Genomic DNA, 14,668 nt, shown 5'->3' with positions numbered 1-14,668 from the left:
TCTGGTGCCCTCGGCGCAGTTGCTCGACACCTACAGCCCGGCGATCTACTGCACCCTGCGCAACTACCACGACATCGAACCCAAGGCCGCGTCGTTCCTGGGCGGCAACGGCTATTCGCTGAACAGCCACACCCAGGCCCTGTCGGGCCTCGGGCTGGTCGCCAACCCGCTGTCGCTGGTTGCCGTCGCCGCCCTGACGTTGGGTCTGGGCGCCGCCGTCGGCCTGGTCGGTGGTGCGCCGAACCCGTACGTCTACCCCGAAAACCTGCCCCGGGTGAACGCCCGCGGCGGTCCGGGCGGCGCGCCGGGCTGCTGGCAGCAGATCACCCACGACCTGTGGCCCGCACCGGAATTGGTGATGGACAGCGGCAACAGCCTGGCGCCGTACAACCACCTCGACACCGGCTCGCCGTACGCGATCGAGTACGTCTGGGGTCGCCAAGTAGGGGATAACACGATCAACCCATGAAAATCACCGGCACGCTCATCCGACTCAGCATCTTCTCGGTGGTGCTGCTGATCTTCACCGTGATGATCATCGTGGTGTTCGGTCAGATGCGTTTTGACAGCACCAACGGATACTCAGCCGAGTTCACCAACGTGAGCGGCCTGCGGTCCGGCCAGTTCGTGCGCGCCTCGGGCGTCGAGGTGGGCAAGGTCGACACGGTGGAACTGGTCGACGGCGGCAAGCGGGCGCGGGTGAAGTTCAACGTCGACCGCGCGGTGCCGCTCTACCAGTCGACGACCGCGCAGATCCGCTACCTCGACCTGATCGGCAACCGCTACCTGGAGCTCAAGCGCGGCACGGGTGAGGGCGCCGACCGGGTGCTGCCGCCCAACGGCTTCATCCCGCTGTCCCGGACCCAGCCGGCCCTCGACCTCGACGCCCTCATCGGCGGCTTCAAGCCGCTGTTTCGGGCGCTGGACCCGCAGAAGGTCAACACCATCGCGTCGTCGCTGGTCACCGTGTTCCAGGGGCAGGGCGGCACCATCAACGACATCCTCGACCAGACCGCGCAGTTGACGACCCAGCTCGGCGAGCGTGACCAGGCGATCGGCGAGGTCATCAAGAACCTGAACATCGTGCTGGACATTACGGTTCGGCACCGCCAACAGTTCGACCAGACCGTCAACAACCTCGAGGTGCTGATCACCGGCCTGAAGGACCACGGCGACCAGTTGGCCGGCGGGACGGCGCACATCAGCAACGCCGCGGGCACGGTCGCCGACCTGCTGAGCGAGGACCGCACCCTGCTGCACAAGACGCTGAACTACCTCGACGCCGTGCAGCAGCCGCTGATCGACCAGCGCGACGGGCTGCAGGACTACCTCAAGAAGGTGCCCACCGCGCTGAACATGATCGGGCGCGCCATCGGGTCCTACGGTGACTTCGTCAACTTCTACGCGTGCGACATCACGCTCAAGATCAACGGCCTGCAGGCCGGCGGCCCGGTCCGCACGGTCCGGCTGTTCCAGCAGCCGACGGGCAGGTGCACCCCGCAATGAGGACACTGGAGCCACCCAACCGGGTTCGCCTGGGCCTGATGGGCATCATCGTGACGCTGCTGGTGATCGGCGTCGGCCAGAGCTTCACCAGCGTCCCGGTGCTGATGGCCAAGCCGCACTACTACGGACAGTTCACCGACACCGGCGGCCTGAGCAAAGGCGACAAGGTGCGCATCGCCGGCGTGGACGTCGGCAAGGTCGAGAGCCTGAGGATCGACGGCGACCACATCGTGGTCCAGTTCAACGCCGGCACCGCGACGTTCGGCACCGAGAGCCGGATCGCGGTCAAGACCGACACCATCCTCGGCAAGAAGATCCTCGAGGTCGAGCCGCGCGGCAACAAGCAGCTCCGCCCGGGCGCGTCGCTGCCGCTGGGCCAGAGCACCACGCCGTACCAGATCTACGACGCGTTCTTCGACGTCACCAAGGCCGCGCAGGGCTGGGACATCGACACCGTCAAGGAATCGCTGCATGTGCTGTCGCAGACCGTCGACCAGACGTACCCGCACCTGAGCGCGGCCCTGGACGGGGTGGCGAAGTTCTCCGACACCATCGGCAAGCGCGACGAAGAGGTCAAGCACCTGCTCGCCCAGGCCAACCAGGTGGCCAGCATCCTCGGGGATCGCAGCGACCAGATCGATCGGCTGCTGGTCAACACGAAGACGCTGCTGGCCGCCTTCAACGAGCGCGGCCAGGCCATCAACGCCCTGCTGGCCAACGTGGCCGCGTTCTCCGAGCAGATCAAGGGCTTCATCAACGACAACCCGAACCTCAACCACGTCCTGGAGCAGCTGCGCACCGTCAGCGACATCCTGGTGCAGCGCAAGGACGACCTCGCCAACGGTCTCACCGAGGTGGGTAAGTTCCTGCCCTCGCTGAACGAGGCCATCGCGTCGGGTCCGTTCTTCAAGGTGGTCCTGCACAACCTGGCGCTGTACCAGATTTCGCAGCCGTGGGTGGACGCCGCGTTCAAGAAGCGCGGCATCGACCCGGAGAACTTCTGGCGCAGCGCGGGGCTGCCGGAGTACCGGTTCCCCGACCCCAATGGCACCCGGTTCCCCAACGGGGCGCCGCCGCCTGCGCCGCCGGTGCTGGAGGGCACCCCGGATCACCCGGGCCCGGCCATCCCGCCGGGATCGCCCTGCTCCTACACGCCGGCCAACCCGGGCGGCAACGTCACCATCGGGGACGAGGGCCTACCCCGACCGTGGAACCCGTTGCCCTGCGCGGGTGCCAGCGTCGGACCGTTCGGCGGCCCGGGCTTCCCGGCGCCGATCGACGTCCAAACGTCGCCCCCGAACCCCGACGGCCTGCCGCCGACCCCGGGCATCCCGATCGCGGGCCGGCCGGGCGACCCGGCGCCCAACGTCCCGGGCACGCCCGTGCCGCTGCCGCAGCAGGCGCCGCCGGGGGCGCGCACCGAGGGCCTGCAGCCGGCCGGACCGACGCCGCCGCCGTCGACGTTCGCGCCCGGTTTCCCGCCGGGCCCGGCGGCACCGCCCGGCTCCGGGCCGCAGCTGCCGGCACCGTTCATCAACCCTGGTGGATCCGGAGGTAGTGGCGCAGCCGGGGGAGGTAGCCAGAATTGAGCACCATCTTTGACATCCGCAACCTGCGGTTGCCGAAGCTGACGCGCGCGACGGTGATCATCGGATCGCTGGTGGTGGTGTTGGCGCTCGTCGTCGCCTACGTCGGGTGGCGGATGTACGAGAAGCTCACCAACAACACCGTGGTGGCCTACTTCCCGGCGGCGAACGCGCTGTACCCGGGCGACAAGGTGCAGATCATGGGGCTGCGCGTGGGCGCGGTCGACAAGATCGAGCCCAGTGGCGACAAGATGAAGGTCACCTTCCACTACGAGAACAAGTACAAGGTGCCCGCCAACGCGTCGGCGGTGATCCTGAACCCGACGCTGGTGGCGTCGCGGGCCATTCAGCTGGAGCCGGCCTACAAGGGTGGCCCGCAGCTGTCGGACAACGCGGTGATCCCCGAGGAGCGCACCCAGGTCCCCGTCGAGTGGGACCAGCTGCGCAACAGCATCACCAACATCATCTCCAAGCTGGGCCCCACCTGCCCGCAAGGAGCCGAGGCCAGCTGCACGCTGCTCCAGCGTGAGGGGCCGTTCGGGGAGGTCATCGAATCCTTCGCCAACGGCCTGGCCGGCAAGGGCCAGGAGATCAACACCACGCTGAGCAACCTGTCGCGGGCGTTGACCGCCTTGAACGAGGGCCGCGGCGACTTCTTCGCGGTGGTGAAGAGCCTGGCGTTGTTCGTCAACGCGCTGCACAAGGACGACCAGCAGTTCGTCGCGCTGAACCAGAATCTGGCGGACTTCACCACGCGGCTCGCGCACTCCGACACCGACCTGTCCAACGCGCTGCAGCAGTTCGATAGCCTGTTGACGACCGTTCGGCCGTTCCTCGACAAGAACCGCGGGGTGCTGACCTACGACGTCAAGAACCTCGAGACGGTGACGAACACGCTGCTGCAGCCGGATCCGCTGAACGGGCTGGAGACCGCCCTGCACGTGCTCCCGACGGCCGCCGCGAACATCAACCAGATCTATCACCCGTCGCACGGCTCGGTGGTCGCGATTCCGTCGATCACCAACTTCGCCAACCCGATGCAGTTCATCTGTAGCGCGATTCAGGCGGGCAGCCGGTTGGGCTACCAGGACTCCGCCGAACTGTGCGCGCAGTACCTCGCGCCCATCCTGGACGCGATCAAGTTCAACTACCCGCCGTTCGGCATCAACCTATTCAGCACGGCCGAGACGCTGCCCAAGGAGGTCGCCTACTCGGAGGACCGGTTGCACCCGCCGAACGGTTACAAGGACACGACCGTGCCGGGCATCTGGTCGCCGGACACCCCGACGTCGCACCGCAACACCCAGCCGGGCTGGATCGTGGCGCCGGGCATGCAGGGCCAGCAGGTCGGCCCGATCACGGGGGGCCTGATGACCCCGGACTCGCTGGAAGAGCTGATGGGTGGCCCGAACATCGCGCCGGTCCAGTCCCAGTACCAGACCCCGCCGGGGCCGCCGAACGCCTACGACGAGAACCCGATCGTGCCGCCGATCGGCCTGAACGCGCCGGTGCCGATCCAGCCGCCGCCGCCCGGACCGGGCGTGGTCCCGGGCCCGGTCGCGCCGACGCCGGCGCCGGTGGCCGCGCCCGCCCCGAACGCGGGCGGGCCGGCGTTCGCCCCGGCTGACATGGGAGGTGGGCAGTGAACCGCGCGACGAGCGCCGTGGGCGCGAGGAGCAAGGTGAGCCGTCTGGCACTGAACCGCGCGACGAGCGCCGTGGGCGCGATCCGGCGGGGGTCCTGGCAGGCGCTGGTGCTGCTGGCCGTCGCGCTGGTGTTGAGCTCGTGCGGGTGGCGGGGCATCTCCAACGTGGCGATCCCGGGCGGGCCGGGCAGCGGGTCCAACTCCTTCGTCGTCTACGTGCAGGTGCCGGACACCCTGGCGATCAACGGCAACAGCAAGGTGATGGTCGCCGACGTCTTCGTCGGCTCCATCAAGAAGATCGAGCTGAAGAACTGGGTCGCCACGCTGACGCTGGGGCTGGACAAGAGCGTCAAGCTGCCGAAGAACGCCATCGCCAAGATCGGGCAGACGTCATTGCTGGGTTCCCAGCACGTCGAGCTGGCGTCGCCGCAGAACCCGTCGTCCGACCTGCTCAAGAACGGCGACACCATCCCGCTGAAGAACTCGTCGTCATATCCCACGACCGAGCAGACCCTTGCGAGCCTGTCGCTGATCCTGCGCGGCGGGGGCATCCCGAACCTCGAGGTGCTGCAGAACGAGGTCTACAACATCTTCAACGGGCGGGGCGACGCGATCCGGTCGCTGCTGGGCAAGCTGGACACCTTCACCGACCAGCTCAACCAGCAGCGCGACGACATCACCCACGCCATCGACTCCACGAACCGGCTGTTGAGCTACGTCGGCGGTCGCGCCGACGTCCTCGACCGGGTGCTCACCGACATCCCGCCGCTGATCAAGCATTTCGCGGACACCAAGAATCTGCTGATCAACGCGGTGGACTCGGTGGGCCGGCTCAGCCAATCCGCCGACCAGTACCTGTCGGAGGCCCGCGGGCCGCTGCACACCGACCTGCAGGCGCTGCAGTGCCCGCTCAAGGAGCTGGGTCGCGCGTCGCCGTACCTGATCGGGGCGCTGAAGCTGATCCTGACGCAGCCGTTCGACATCGACACCGTGCCGAAGATCTTCCGCGGCGACTACCTCAACATCTCGTTGACGCTGGACTTGACCTACAGTGCCGTCGACAACGCGTTCCTCACCGGGACCGGCCTGTCCGGGGCGCTGCGCGCGCTGGAGCAGTCCTACGGGCGTGACCCGGAGACGATGATCCCGGACGTGCGGTACACGCCGAACCCGAACGACGCGCCGGGCGGACCGCTGGTGGAGAGGGGGGACAGGAATTGCTGACTCCTTTCATCAGACGCCAGCTGATCGTCTTCGGAATCCTGACCGTCATATCGCTGCTGGTGCTGGGGATCTACTACCTGCAGATCCCCAGCCTGGTCGGCGTCGGCCGGTACACCCTCAAGGCGGACCTACCGGCGTCGGGCGGCCTGTACCCCACGGCCAACGTGACCTACCGCGGTGTCACGATCGGCAAGGTCACCGACGTCGAGCCCACCGAGCGGGGCGCCCAGGCGACCATGAGCATCGACAGCCGCTACAAGATCCCGGTGGACGCGTCGGCGGACGTGCACTCGGTGTCGGCGGTCGGTGAGCAGTACCTGGACCTGGTGTCCACCGGCCACCCCGGCAAGTTCCTGTCGCCGGGGCAGACCATCACCAAGGGGACGGTGCCCGCGGAGATCGGGCCGGCGCTGGACACGGCCAACCGCGGCCTGTCGGTGCTGCCGAAGGAGAAAATCGGTCAGCTCCTCGACGAGACGGCGCAGTCGGTCGGAGGGTTGGGCCCGGCGCTGCAGCGGCTGGTCGACTCCACCCAGGCGATCGTCGGTGACTTCAAGACCAACATCAACGACGTCAACGACCTCATCGAGAACTCCGGCGGCGTGCTGGACAGCCAGGTGCAGTCGAGCGGGGCCATCGAGCGCTGGGCGCGCAACCTCAACCGGCTCAGCGCCCAGGCCGCCCAGCAGGACCCGCACGTGAAGAGCATCCTGCGCCAGGCGGCGCCGACGGCCGACCAGGTCAACTCGGTGTTCAACGACGTGCGGGACTCGCTGCCCCAGACGCTGGCGAACCTCGAGGTCGTGTTCGACCTGCTCAAGCGGTACCACACCGGCGTCGAGCAGGTCCTGGTGTTCCTGCCGCAGGGCGCGTCGATCGCCCAGACCGTGGCCGCGCCGTTCCCCAACATGGCGGCGCTGGACCTGGCGCTGTCCATCAACCAGCCACCGCCCTGCCTGACGGGCTTCATCCCCGCGCCGGAGTGGCGGTCCCCGGCCGACACCAGCCTGCAACCGTTGCCGACGGGCACCTACTGCAAGATCCCGATGGACACCCCGGCCAACAGCGTCCGCGGTTCGCGCAACATCCCCTGCGTCGACATCCCCGGGAAGCGGGCGGCCACACCGCGCGAATGCCGCGACCCGAAGCCGTACGTGCCGGCGGGCACCAACCCCTGGTTCGGTGACCCCAACCAGTTCCTGACCTGCCCGGCGCCGGCGGCCCGCTGTGACCAGCCGGTCAAGCCGGGCCTGGTGATCCCGGCGCCGTCGATCAACAACGGGTTGAACCCGGCGCCGTCGGACCGAGTGGCGGGCACGCCCCCGCCGGTGAGCGATCCGGTGTCCCGGCCGGGCTCGGGTACCGTGCAGTGCAACGGCCAGCAGCCCAACCCGTGTGTGTACACCCCCAGCGGGCCTCCGGCGGCGATCTACAGTCCCCAAAGCGGTGAACTGGTAGGGCCGGACGGAGTGAAGTACTCCGTCGAGAACTCGACCCGAACAGGAGACGACGGATGGAAGGAGATGCTGGCGCCAGCCGGCTGAACCCCCCACCGATGCCGAAGTTTGGCCGTTCCCGTAGGCGTCGTCTGAAGACTCCCGAAGAGCCGGTGGTCGGCGCCGCCGACCCGCAGACCGGGGACGTCGCCGACGAGCAGGACAGCACGAGGTCCGACGACGCCTCTGATGAGGCCTCCGATAAGGCCCCCGAAACGGCGCAGGACGCGGTCGAGGACCCGCCCGCCGACGGTGACCCGGCGACCTCTGTGGCCGACACCGTGGACCCCGATGACGCCGAGGAACCCACCGACCCTCCGGCGGGGTCCGACGCGACCGACACCCCGGCCGAGCGTCCCGCCTCGCGCCTGGGTCGCGGCTGGTTGGTCGGCATCGCGGCGGCCCTGTTGCTGGGCGCCGGCGGCATCGGCGCCGGCGGCTATCTCGCCCTGCGCTCGCACCAGGAGAGCCAGGCGATCGCCCGCAACGACGCGGCGGCGCTCAAGGCGGCGGTGGACTGCGTGTCGGCCACCCAGGCCCCGGACACCAACGCCATGAACGCCAGCGAGCAGAAGATCATCGACTGCGGCACCGACAATTTCCGCTCGCAGGCGCTGCTGTACACCAGCATGCTCGTGCAGGCCTACCAGGCGGCGAACATCCACGTGCAGGTGGCGGACGCCCGCGCGGCGGTCGAGCGCAACAACCGCGACGGGTCGATCGACGTGCTGGTCGCGTTGCGCGTCAAAGTGGCCAGCGACCAGGCCCAGAACGAGACGGGCTACCGGCTGCGGGTGAAAATGGCGCTCGCCGAAGGCCAGTACAAGATATCCAAGCTCGACCAGGTGACGAAGTGACGGTGGTGCTCGACAAGGTCCAGACCCCGCCGCCACCCCCGGTGACCCCGCGCTCGCCGCGGGATGTCTTGGCGCCGTGGGCATTACGCGTCGGCGCCGTCGCGGTCGACGTGCTGCCGGGCACCGCCGTCGTCACGACCCTGGCCCTGGTGTCGCTGGCCGTGCCGGCCCGCGGTGCGTGGTGGTGGGTGTGCATCGTGGCGCTCGGGCTCGTCACCCTGCTCGTGCTCGCCAACCGGCTGTTGCTGCCGACGATCACCGGCTGGAGCCTGGGGCGCGGGCTCGTGGGCATCGCGGTGACGCGCCGCGACGGCGCGGCGCCCGGCCCCTGGGAGCTGCTGCTGCGCGACGCGGCGCACCTCGTCGACCTCGTGTCCGTGGTCGGATGGCTGTGGCCGCTGTGGGATTCGCGCCGTCGCACCTTCGCGGACATGCTGACGCGCACCGAGGTCCGCCGCCTCGACCCGGACGCCGCGCCGCCGCGCATCCGGCGCTGGACCGTGGCGGCGCTGTCCGCGGCGGCGGCCCTGTGCGTGGCCGGCGCCGCCGTGGGCTATTGGGCGGTGTTCGCCCCGGAACGGCAATCCGACCAGACCAGGGCGGAGGTCGCGACGCAGGGACCGAAGATCGTCGCCCAGATGCTGACTTACGACCCCAAGTCGCTGCGCGACGACTTCGCCCGGGCCCGGTCGCTGGCCACCGAGAGCTATCGCGGCCAGCTGGCCGCCCAGCAGGACCTGGTGCAGAAGGGCAACCCGGTCATCAACGAATACTGGCCGGCCGACGCCGCCATCCTGTCGGCCAGCCCGGACCGGGCCACCATGTTGCTGTTCCTGCACGGCCGGCGCGGCACCGGACCCGAGCAGCGCTACATCAGCGCCACCGTGCGCGTCGTCTTCGCCAAGACAAGCGACGACCGGTGGCTGGTCGACGACCTCGCCGTGCTGGCCAAACCCCGACCGCCGGGGAGCGGCAAGTGAGCCCCCGGCGCAGGATCGCCCCCGGTGAGCGTCCGCTGCTGGTCGATCAGCCGGTGCCTGCGCCGCGCTCCCGAGAACTGCCCTGGGTCGCCACGATCGCCGCGGTGCTCATGGTGGCGGCCATCGCCGGCTGCGCGCTGATGCTCATCGCCCACCAGCACCGCGAGCGCGCCGCGTCGAAGGATCGCGAGGTGATCGGCTACGTGAGCGGCTTCATGACGGAGTTCACGTCGGTCGACCCGTTCCACGCCAACGACTACGTGACGCGGATCCTGGGCGAGGCGACCGGCGACTTCGCCAAGCAATTCCAGCAGAACGCCAACCAGATTCTGCTGCAGGTGGCCCGCGCCGAACCGGCCACCGGCTCCATCCTGGGTGCCGGCGTGGAGCGCTGGAACGACGACGGCAGCGTCACCGTCATGGTCGCCACGGCGATTTCCAGCAAGACGCCGGACGAGAAGCAGGTCGTGGAGAACACCAATCGTTGGGCGGCCACCGCCACGCGGGAAGGGAACCAGTGGAAGATCAGCAGTCTGCAACAGGTGATCTGACCGCGCAGGACCGCGCATCGACGGGTCCCGACGAGGGCGCCGAAAGCGCCGCCGCGGCAACCGATTCCACGGCGGCCGAGTCCACGGCGGCCGGCGGTGACGCCGTCGACGATAACGCCGTCGATGACGACGCCGCGCCCACGGAGCCGGCGCCCGACGGGCGGCGCCGCAAGCGGCTGGCCGGTAAGCGGCTGGCGATCGCGGTGGTCGCCGCCGCCGTGTTGTTCGTCGGGTCCGCCGGTTTCGCGGGCGCGTCCCTGCAGCCGTACCTCTCCGACCGCGCCACCGCCGCGACCAAGCTGAACGTCGCGCGCACCGCGGCCAGGGCGATCACGACGCTGTGGACCTACACCCCCGAGAACATGGACACCCTGGCCGACCGGGCGTCGGCCTACCTCAGCGGCGACTTCGAGGCGCAGTACCGCAAGTTCGTCGACGCCATCGTCGCCCCCAACAAGCAGGCGAAGATCACCAACAGCACCGAGGTCACCGGCGCGGCGGTGGAGTCCCTGGACGAGAACAACGCCGTCGTCATCGTCTACACCAACACCTCGTCCACCAGCCCGCTGACCAAGAACATCCCGTCGCTGAAGTACCTGTCCTACCGGCTGTTCATGAAGCGTTCCCAGAGCCGGTGGCTGGTGACCCGGATGACCACCATCACTTCGCTGGACCTCACGCCGCACGTGTAGCGCGTCGACGAGTCCCGCGAAATAGACTGCAGCTCGTGCCCGCAACCTCGCCGGTCTCCGAGCGGTGGACCGTGGTGGCGTTGCTGCTCCTGACCTTCGCCACGGGGCTGGCGGACTCGATCAGTATCTTGGTGCTCGGCCACGTGTTCGTCGCCAACATGACGGGCAATGTGATTTTCCTCGGGTTCTGGTTGGCGCCGAGGACCACGATCGATCTGACCGCGGTCGCGGTGGCGTTGCCGACGTTTGTCTGCACCACCGTGGTCAGCGGCCGCCTGTGGCGCGGCTTCGGTGACCGGACCCGGCCGTGGATCACCACCATCTTGATCACGGAGATCGTGGTGCTGATAGCGCTGTCCGTGCTGGGCGGCGTCGGCGCCCTGCACTACCACGACAACACCAAACTCATCATCATCGGATTGCTGGCGGTGACCTTCGGCCTGCAGCACACCAGCGCCCGCCAGTTCGGCATCCCGGAGTTGTCCACCACGGTGTTGACGTCGACCATCGTGAGCCTCGGTCTGGACAGTCGCCTGGCCGGGGGCAGCGGCGAGCGCCAGAACCTGCGCATCGCCGTCGTCGTGACGATGTGCGCCGGAGCGTTCGTCGGCGCGACCATGTCGCGGGTCGTCGTCGCGCCGGTCTTCGCCGTCACCGCGGCGGTGGTGGCGAGCAGCCTGTTGATCTTCCGGCTCGCGCCGCAGACCGCTAGTTGAAGGCCAGCCAGCTGGGCAGGGCCCGCTCGTGGGAATCGCACAGCACCTCGCGGGTGTCACACGAGCCGCGCGGCGAGCCGGCCCCGGCCCACATGCCGCCGGTGTCGCGGCGCAACACGATCGCCGAGGATCCGCCGCCGTCGAGCAGCACGGCGGTATCGCTGCCCAGTCCGCGGAACAGGTCCTGCATGTTGTCGGGCGTGTAGTTGCCGCCCTCGAAGATGTACATCTCGTCTTTCTGCTTGGCGTAGGCCAACGCCGTGCGCGCGGCGCTCGGCCCGCCGTCGTGCAACTGCCCGGTGTTGCCGGGCGCGAGCAGCCCGATCCCCGACACCGCGACGAACCGTTCGTTGCGGTTGAGCAGGTCCGCGACCACCGGGGTGGCGGCGTCGTAGTCGCTCTTGGTGCGGGGCCACACCACATACGGCGCGCCGCCCGACGGCATGATCATGGTGGTCAGGGCGCTCCAGCTCTCGCCGCCGCCCGACAGCCCCTGCTTGCCCGGGTAGGCGACGGTTCCGGTCACCGCCTGGTTGGCGCGACCCTGGCCGTGGGTGTTGTCCACGAAGGCGCCCAACGGCGAACTGCACCCGGTCTGCCGCCACGAGCCACCCTTCTGGCCGCGGACGTCGAAGAAGTTGGCGTTGATCGCGATCGTCGGCTGCCCCATCCGCTGCCACGCCTGCAGCGGAGCGTAGAGCTCAGATGCCTGCCAGAGCCCCTCGCCGGTGCGCGCGGCGGGGTTGTTCTCACAGCGCGCCTGGTCGCCCTGGTGGGTGTCCACCAGCAGGTGCGGGGAGAGCCGTCCGGCCGCGTTCTTGATGATCATCAGGTGGCCGCCGTTGTTCATCTCGTACCAACTGCCGCCGGCGTTGAGCATGGGCGCCGGGTGACCGGGGCCGAAGTTGTACACCAGGTACGCGCCCCGGGTGGTGCTGATCGCGTTGGCCAGCAGGTCCCGGCCGTCGGCCGCGTGCGCCAGGGGTTGGCCCGTGGTGCCGGCCAGCGCCAGGCACGCGACGACGGCGGTGCAGCATGCCGCCAGCCGGCGCAAGCTGGCGCGTACGGTCAGCACGTTGGCCCTTTCCGCCCGGAACCGATGCAACATCAACATCATCAGTCACATCAGTAACACTGTCAAACATGATCACGACAGCGTGACGGTCGGGCGGCGTTCGAATTACGGCCGCTCGCTGGAACTTTCGGACTCGGCCGGCTCGGCCGGGTGGGCAGCGGGGCCCTCGGCCGCGCCTTCCCCGGTGCCGGCCCCGGTGTCGGTGGCCGGCGTCGTCGCGGGCGCCTGCTTGCCGCGGCGGGCCTGGTGCTGCGCCTGGTGCTCGGCCGCGATCGCCAACTCGACCGCGCCGGGGATGCGGTGAAATCCCTTGCGGTCGTACAGCCGGGTGACGATGCCGCCCAGCAGCAACCCGATCGCCAGCCCGATCGTCGTCAGGATCAGCGCCTGCCCCAGGCCGGTGCCGGGATGGCCCTTGAAGTACAGCAGCGAGCGGGCGCCCAGGAACACCTGGTGCATCGGCTCGAACTCGGCCAGCCAGCGGAAGAAGGGTGGCGTCGCTTCCAGCGGGACGGTGGCCCCGGCCGACGGCAGGCCCAGGATCACGAAGACGAGCATGCTCACCAGCAACCCCGCCGTGCCCAGGACCGACAGCAACGAGCTGGACGTGATCCCCACGGCGGCGATCGCGAACACGCCGTAGAGCCACAGTTGCCAGCCCAGGTCGATGGGCATGCCGAGGGCGTCGGCGATTGCCAGGTAAACCCCCGACGTCAACAGCGCCAGCAGCACCATCATCGCCCACTTCACCAGCAGCGTCTGGAATCTCGAGATCTTGACCTGCTCGGCGAAACGGTAGACGGGACCGAATTCGGCCGGCACGTAACCGAGCAGCGCGTCGACCAGCGTGCTGACCACGATGCTGCCCGTGAAGCCGGCCAGCAGCAGCAACAGAGCGTAGTAGAACGCCGAGAGGCCGTTGCCGGTGCCTTCGGGCAGCGGGTTGTAGACGGTCGACTGGATGTCGATCGGATCGCTCAGGCCGGCCGCCGCGGCGCCGGGCAGCGGCGCCCCGCCGGTCTGCGCGGCGACCTGCTCGGTGAGCCGCTGACCGGCGATGCCGTTGGCAATGCCCATCGCCGAGGTCAGCGTCTGCCCGGCGATGCTCGCGCCCATGGTGCCGGCCCGCGGGTTGGTCGAGATGGTGATGGCCGGGCGCTCGACGCGCGCCGGCGCCACCGCGCTGGTCGCGAAGTCACGCAGCTTGGACGACAGGCTCGGCGGGATCAGCAGCTGGCCGTACACCCGGCCGGTGTCGAGCTGATGCCTGGCCTCGTCGCGGGGCAGCACGCGGATGTCGAACTTGTCCTTGTCCAAGCCGTTGGTCAGGCGGTCGACGATCTGGGCGCCCGCCGGGCCGGCGTCCTCGTTGACCACGGCGATGGGGAAGTGCCGCAGGTTGGTGGTCGGGTTGAGAATGCCTCCGAGGTACAGCGCGCACAGCGCCGACATGAGCGCCAGGGTGATCAGCAGCGGCGCCGCCCAGAAGCGCACGGTGCGGATCGCTTTGACGTTGCGATTCGGGTTGGGCGCCGCGTGCTGCGCGTGCGAGTGAGGCATGCCGACTCCTGTCTGTCGTGCCCAACTCTATGGGCAGAGTCGCCGGACCGTCATGGCGTCAGCCGCCCAGCCGCGCGTGCATCTCCCACACCAACAGCTCGGCCGGTTCCGTCGCGGTCACCCGCCTGCCGTCGTCGCCGGTGAACCGGATCGCGTCGCCCTCGGCGGCGGCGCCGATCCCTTCCACCGTCACGCCGCCGCGGGCCACATACAGATGCAGGTACGGCGCCGGGGGCAGCGTCACGGTGTCGCCGGTCCGCAGGCGCGCGCCGAGCAGCGCGGCGTTGCGGTTGTGCAAGGTGATGGCCGCCGCGTGCGCGGGCCGGCCCGACGCGATGGGGACCAGGTCACCGTCCAGCGCGGCCCGGTCGACGTCGTGCTGTTGATAGCTCGGGTCGAGGCCGGACTCGTCCGGCGCCACCCACATCTGCACGAACTGCACGGGCTCCGTGCGGGATTCGTTCGTCTCCGAGTGCAGGATGCCGCTTCCGGCCGACATGCGTTGTGCCAGGCCGGGATAGATGACACCGCGGGTGCCGGTGGAGTCGCGGTGGGACAGCTCGCCCCGCAGCACCCAGGTCACGATCTCCATGTCCCGATGCGGATGGGTGTCGAATCCCGTTGCCGGCGCGACGATGTCGTCGTTGCTGACCAGCAGCAGGCCGTGATGGGTGTTGCCCGGATCGTAGTGGTCGCCGAAGGAAAACGAATGCCGCGACGTCAACCAGGGCGTCGCGGTGACGGCCCGGTCCGCGGCGCGCCGAATCTCCGCGTGCATCG

The 14,668-nt window shown here is 69.2% G+C and carries 14 protein-coding genes; 11 read left to right on the top strand and 3 right to left on the bottom strand.

Annotation, left to right across the window (positions count from 1 at the left end; genetic code table 11):
• From A5700_RS01920 to A5700_RS01870, 11 genes are all read left to right on the top strand, one after another.
• Positions 1 to 469 (top strand): MCE family protein (locus tag A5700_RS01920; protein WP_197502820.1); only part of this gene is annotated, 469 nt, incomplete at its 5' end.
• Positions 466 to 1,506 (top strand): virulence factor Mce family protein, encoded by a 1,041-nt coding sequence (locus A5700_RS01915; protein ID WP_068069724.1) that lies wholly within the window; start codon positions 466 to 468, stop codon positions 1,504 to 1,506. The genes A5700_RS01920 and A5700_RS01915, both read left to right, overlap by 4 nt.
• Entirely contained in the window at positions 1,503 to 3,095 is a 1,593-nt protein-coding gene (locus A5700_RS01910; RefSeq protein WP_068069726.1) for a virulence factor Mce family protein, read from the top strand. The genes A5700_RS01915 and A5700_RS01910 overlap by 4 nt, the downstream gene beginning before the upstream one ends.
• Positions 3,092 to 4,738 (top strand): virulence factor Mce family protein, encoded by a 1,647-nt coding sequence (locus A5700_RS01905; RefSeq protein ID WP_068069728.1) that lies wholly within the window; start codon positions 3,092 to 3,094, stop codon positions 4,736 to 4,738. The genes A5700_RS01910 and A5700_RS01905 overlap by 4 nt, the downstream gene beginning before the upstream one ends.
• A 50-nt stretch (positions 4,739 to 4,788) precedes the next feature.
• On the top strand, positions 4,789 to 5,961 hold the full coding sequence (locus A5700_RS01900) for a virulence factor Mce family protein (RefSeq protein WP_068069762.1): 1,173 nt from the start codon (positions 4,789 to 4,791) through the stop codon (positions 5,959 to 5,961).
• Complete coding sequence (locus A5700_RS01895) at positions 5,955 to 7,505, top strand: virulence factor Mce family protein (protein WP_068069730.1); 1,551 nt, start codon at positions 5,955 to 5,957, stop codon at positions 7,503 to 7,505. Before A5700_RS01900 ends, A5700_RS01895 begins: the two co-directional genes overlap by 7 nt.
• On the top strand, positions 7,475 to 8,314 hold the full coding sequence (locus A5700_RS01890; protein WP_068069732.1) for an Mce protein: 840 nt from the start codon (positions 7,475 to 7,477) through the stop codon (positions 8,312 to 8,314). Before A5700_RS01895 ends, A5700_RS01890 begins: the two co-directional genes overlap by 31 nt.
• The gene (locus A5700_RS01885) at positions 8,311 to 9,294 is read left to right on the top strand and encodes an RDD family protein (protein ID WP_068069734.1); all 984 of its coding nucleotides are present in this window, start codon (positions 8,311 to 8,313) and stop codon (positions 9,292 to 9,294) included. The genes A5700_RS01890 and A5700_RS01885 overlap by 4 nt, the downstream gene beginning before the upstream one ends.
• The gene (locus A5700_RS01880; protein ID WP_068069760.1) at positions 9,291 to 9,845 is read left to right on the top strand and encodes a mammalian cell entry protein; all 555 of its coding nucleotides are present in this window, start codon (positions 9,291 to 9,293) and stop codon (positions 9,843 to 9,845) included. Before A5700_RS01885 ends, A5700_RS01880 begins: the two co-directional genes overlap by 4 nt.
• Positions 9,812 to 10,537, top strand: a complete 726-nt coding sequence (locus A5700_RS01875; protein ID WP_068069736.1) for a mammalian cell entry protein — start codon at positions 9,812 to 9,814, stop codon at positions 10,535 to 10,537. The genes A5700_RS01880 and A5700_RS01875 overlap by 34 nt, the downstream gene beginning before the upstream one ends.
• Positions 10,538 to 10,608: 71 nt before the next feature.
• Positions 10,609 to 11,253 carry a YoaK family protein gene (locus A5700_RS01870; protein ID WP_068069766.1) on the top strand — a complete coding sequence of 215 codons (645 nt, stop codon included), beginning with the start codon at positions 10,609 to 10,611 and terminating at the stop codon, positions 11,251 to 11,253.
• Here the strand turns inward: A5700_RS01870 and A5700_RS01865 are convergent.
• The 3 genes from A5700_RS01865 to A5700_RS01855 form a co-directional block, all read right to left on the bottom strand.
• Positions 11,246 to 12,361, bottom strand: a complete 1,116-nt coding sequence (locus A5700_RS01865) for a phosphodiester glycosidase family protein (RefSeq protein ID WP_369828202.1) — start codon at positions 12,359 to 12,361, stop codon at positions 11,246 to 11,248. The genes A5700_RS01870 and A5700_RS01865 overlap by 8 nt on opposite strands.
• 72 nt (positions 12,362 to 12,433) lie before the next feature.
• Positions 12,434 to 13,888 carry a YhgE/Pip domain-containing protein gene (locus A5700_RS01860; RefSeq protein WP_068069738.1) on the bottom strand — a complete coding sequence of 485 codons (1,455 nt, stop codon included), beginning with the start codon at positions 13,886 to 13,888 and terminating at the stop codon, positions 12,434 to 12,436.
• Positions 13,889 to 13,946: 58 nt separating this feature from the next.
• Entirely contained in the window at positions 13,947 to 14,666 is a 720-nt protein-coding gene (locus A5700_RS01855) for a pirin-like bicupin family protein (RefSeq protein WP_068069741.1), read from the bottom strand.
• Positions 14,667 to 14,668 lie beyond the last annotated feature (2 nt).

Source organism: Mycobacterium sp. E1214 (genome assembly GCF_001666755.1).
Taxonomy (GTDB): domain Bacteria; phylum Actinomycetota; class Actinomycetes; order Mycobacteriales; family Mycobacteriaceae; genus Mycobacterium.
Note: the sequence above shows the minus strand (reverse complement) of the source record. Positions and strands in the feature narration are given on the sequence as shown.

Bases quoted from the DNA above. Each gene is read 5' to 3' on its own strand.
- A5700_RS01915 (WP_068069724.1), top strand. From the start codon at position 466: ATGAAAATCACCGGCACGCTCATCCGACTCAGCATCTTCTCGGTGGTG.
- A5700_RS01855 (WP_068069741.1), bottom strand. From the start codon at position 14,666: ATGCACGCGGAGATTCGGCGCGCCGCGGACCGGGCCGTCACCGCGACG.
- A5700_RS01890 (WP_068069732.1), top strand. From the start codon at position 7,475: ATGGAAGGAGATGCTGGCGCCAGCCGGCTGAACCCCCCACCGATGCCG.
- A5700_RS01910 (WP_068069726.1), top strand. From the start codon at position 1,503: ATGAGGACACTGGAGCCACCCAACCGGGTTCGCCTGGGCCTGATGGGC.
- A5700_RS01860 (WP_068069738.1), bottom strand. From the start codon at position 13,888: ATGCCTCACTCGCACGCGCAGCACGCGGCGCCCAACCCGAATCGCAAC.
- A5700_RS01865 (WP_369828202.1), bottom strand. From the start codon at position 12,361: ATGTTGCATCGGTTCCGGGCGGAAAGGGCCAACGTGCTGACCGTACGC.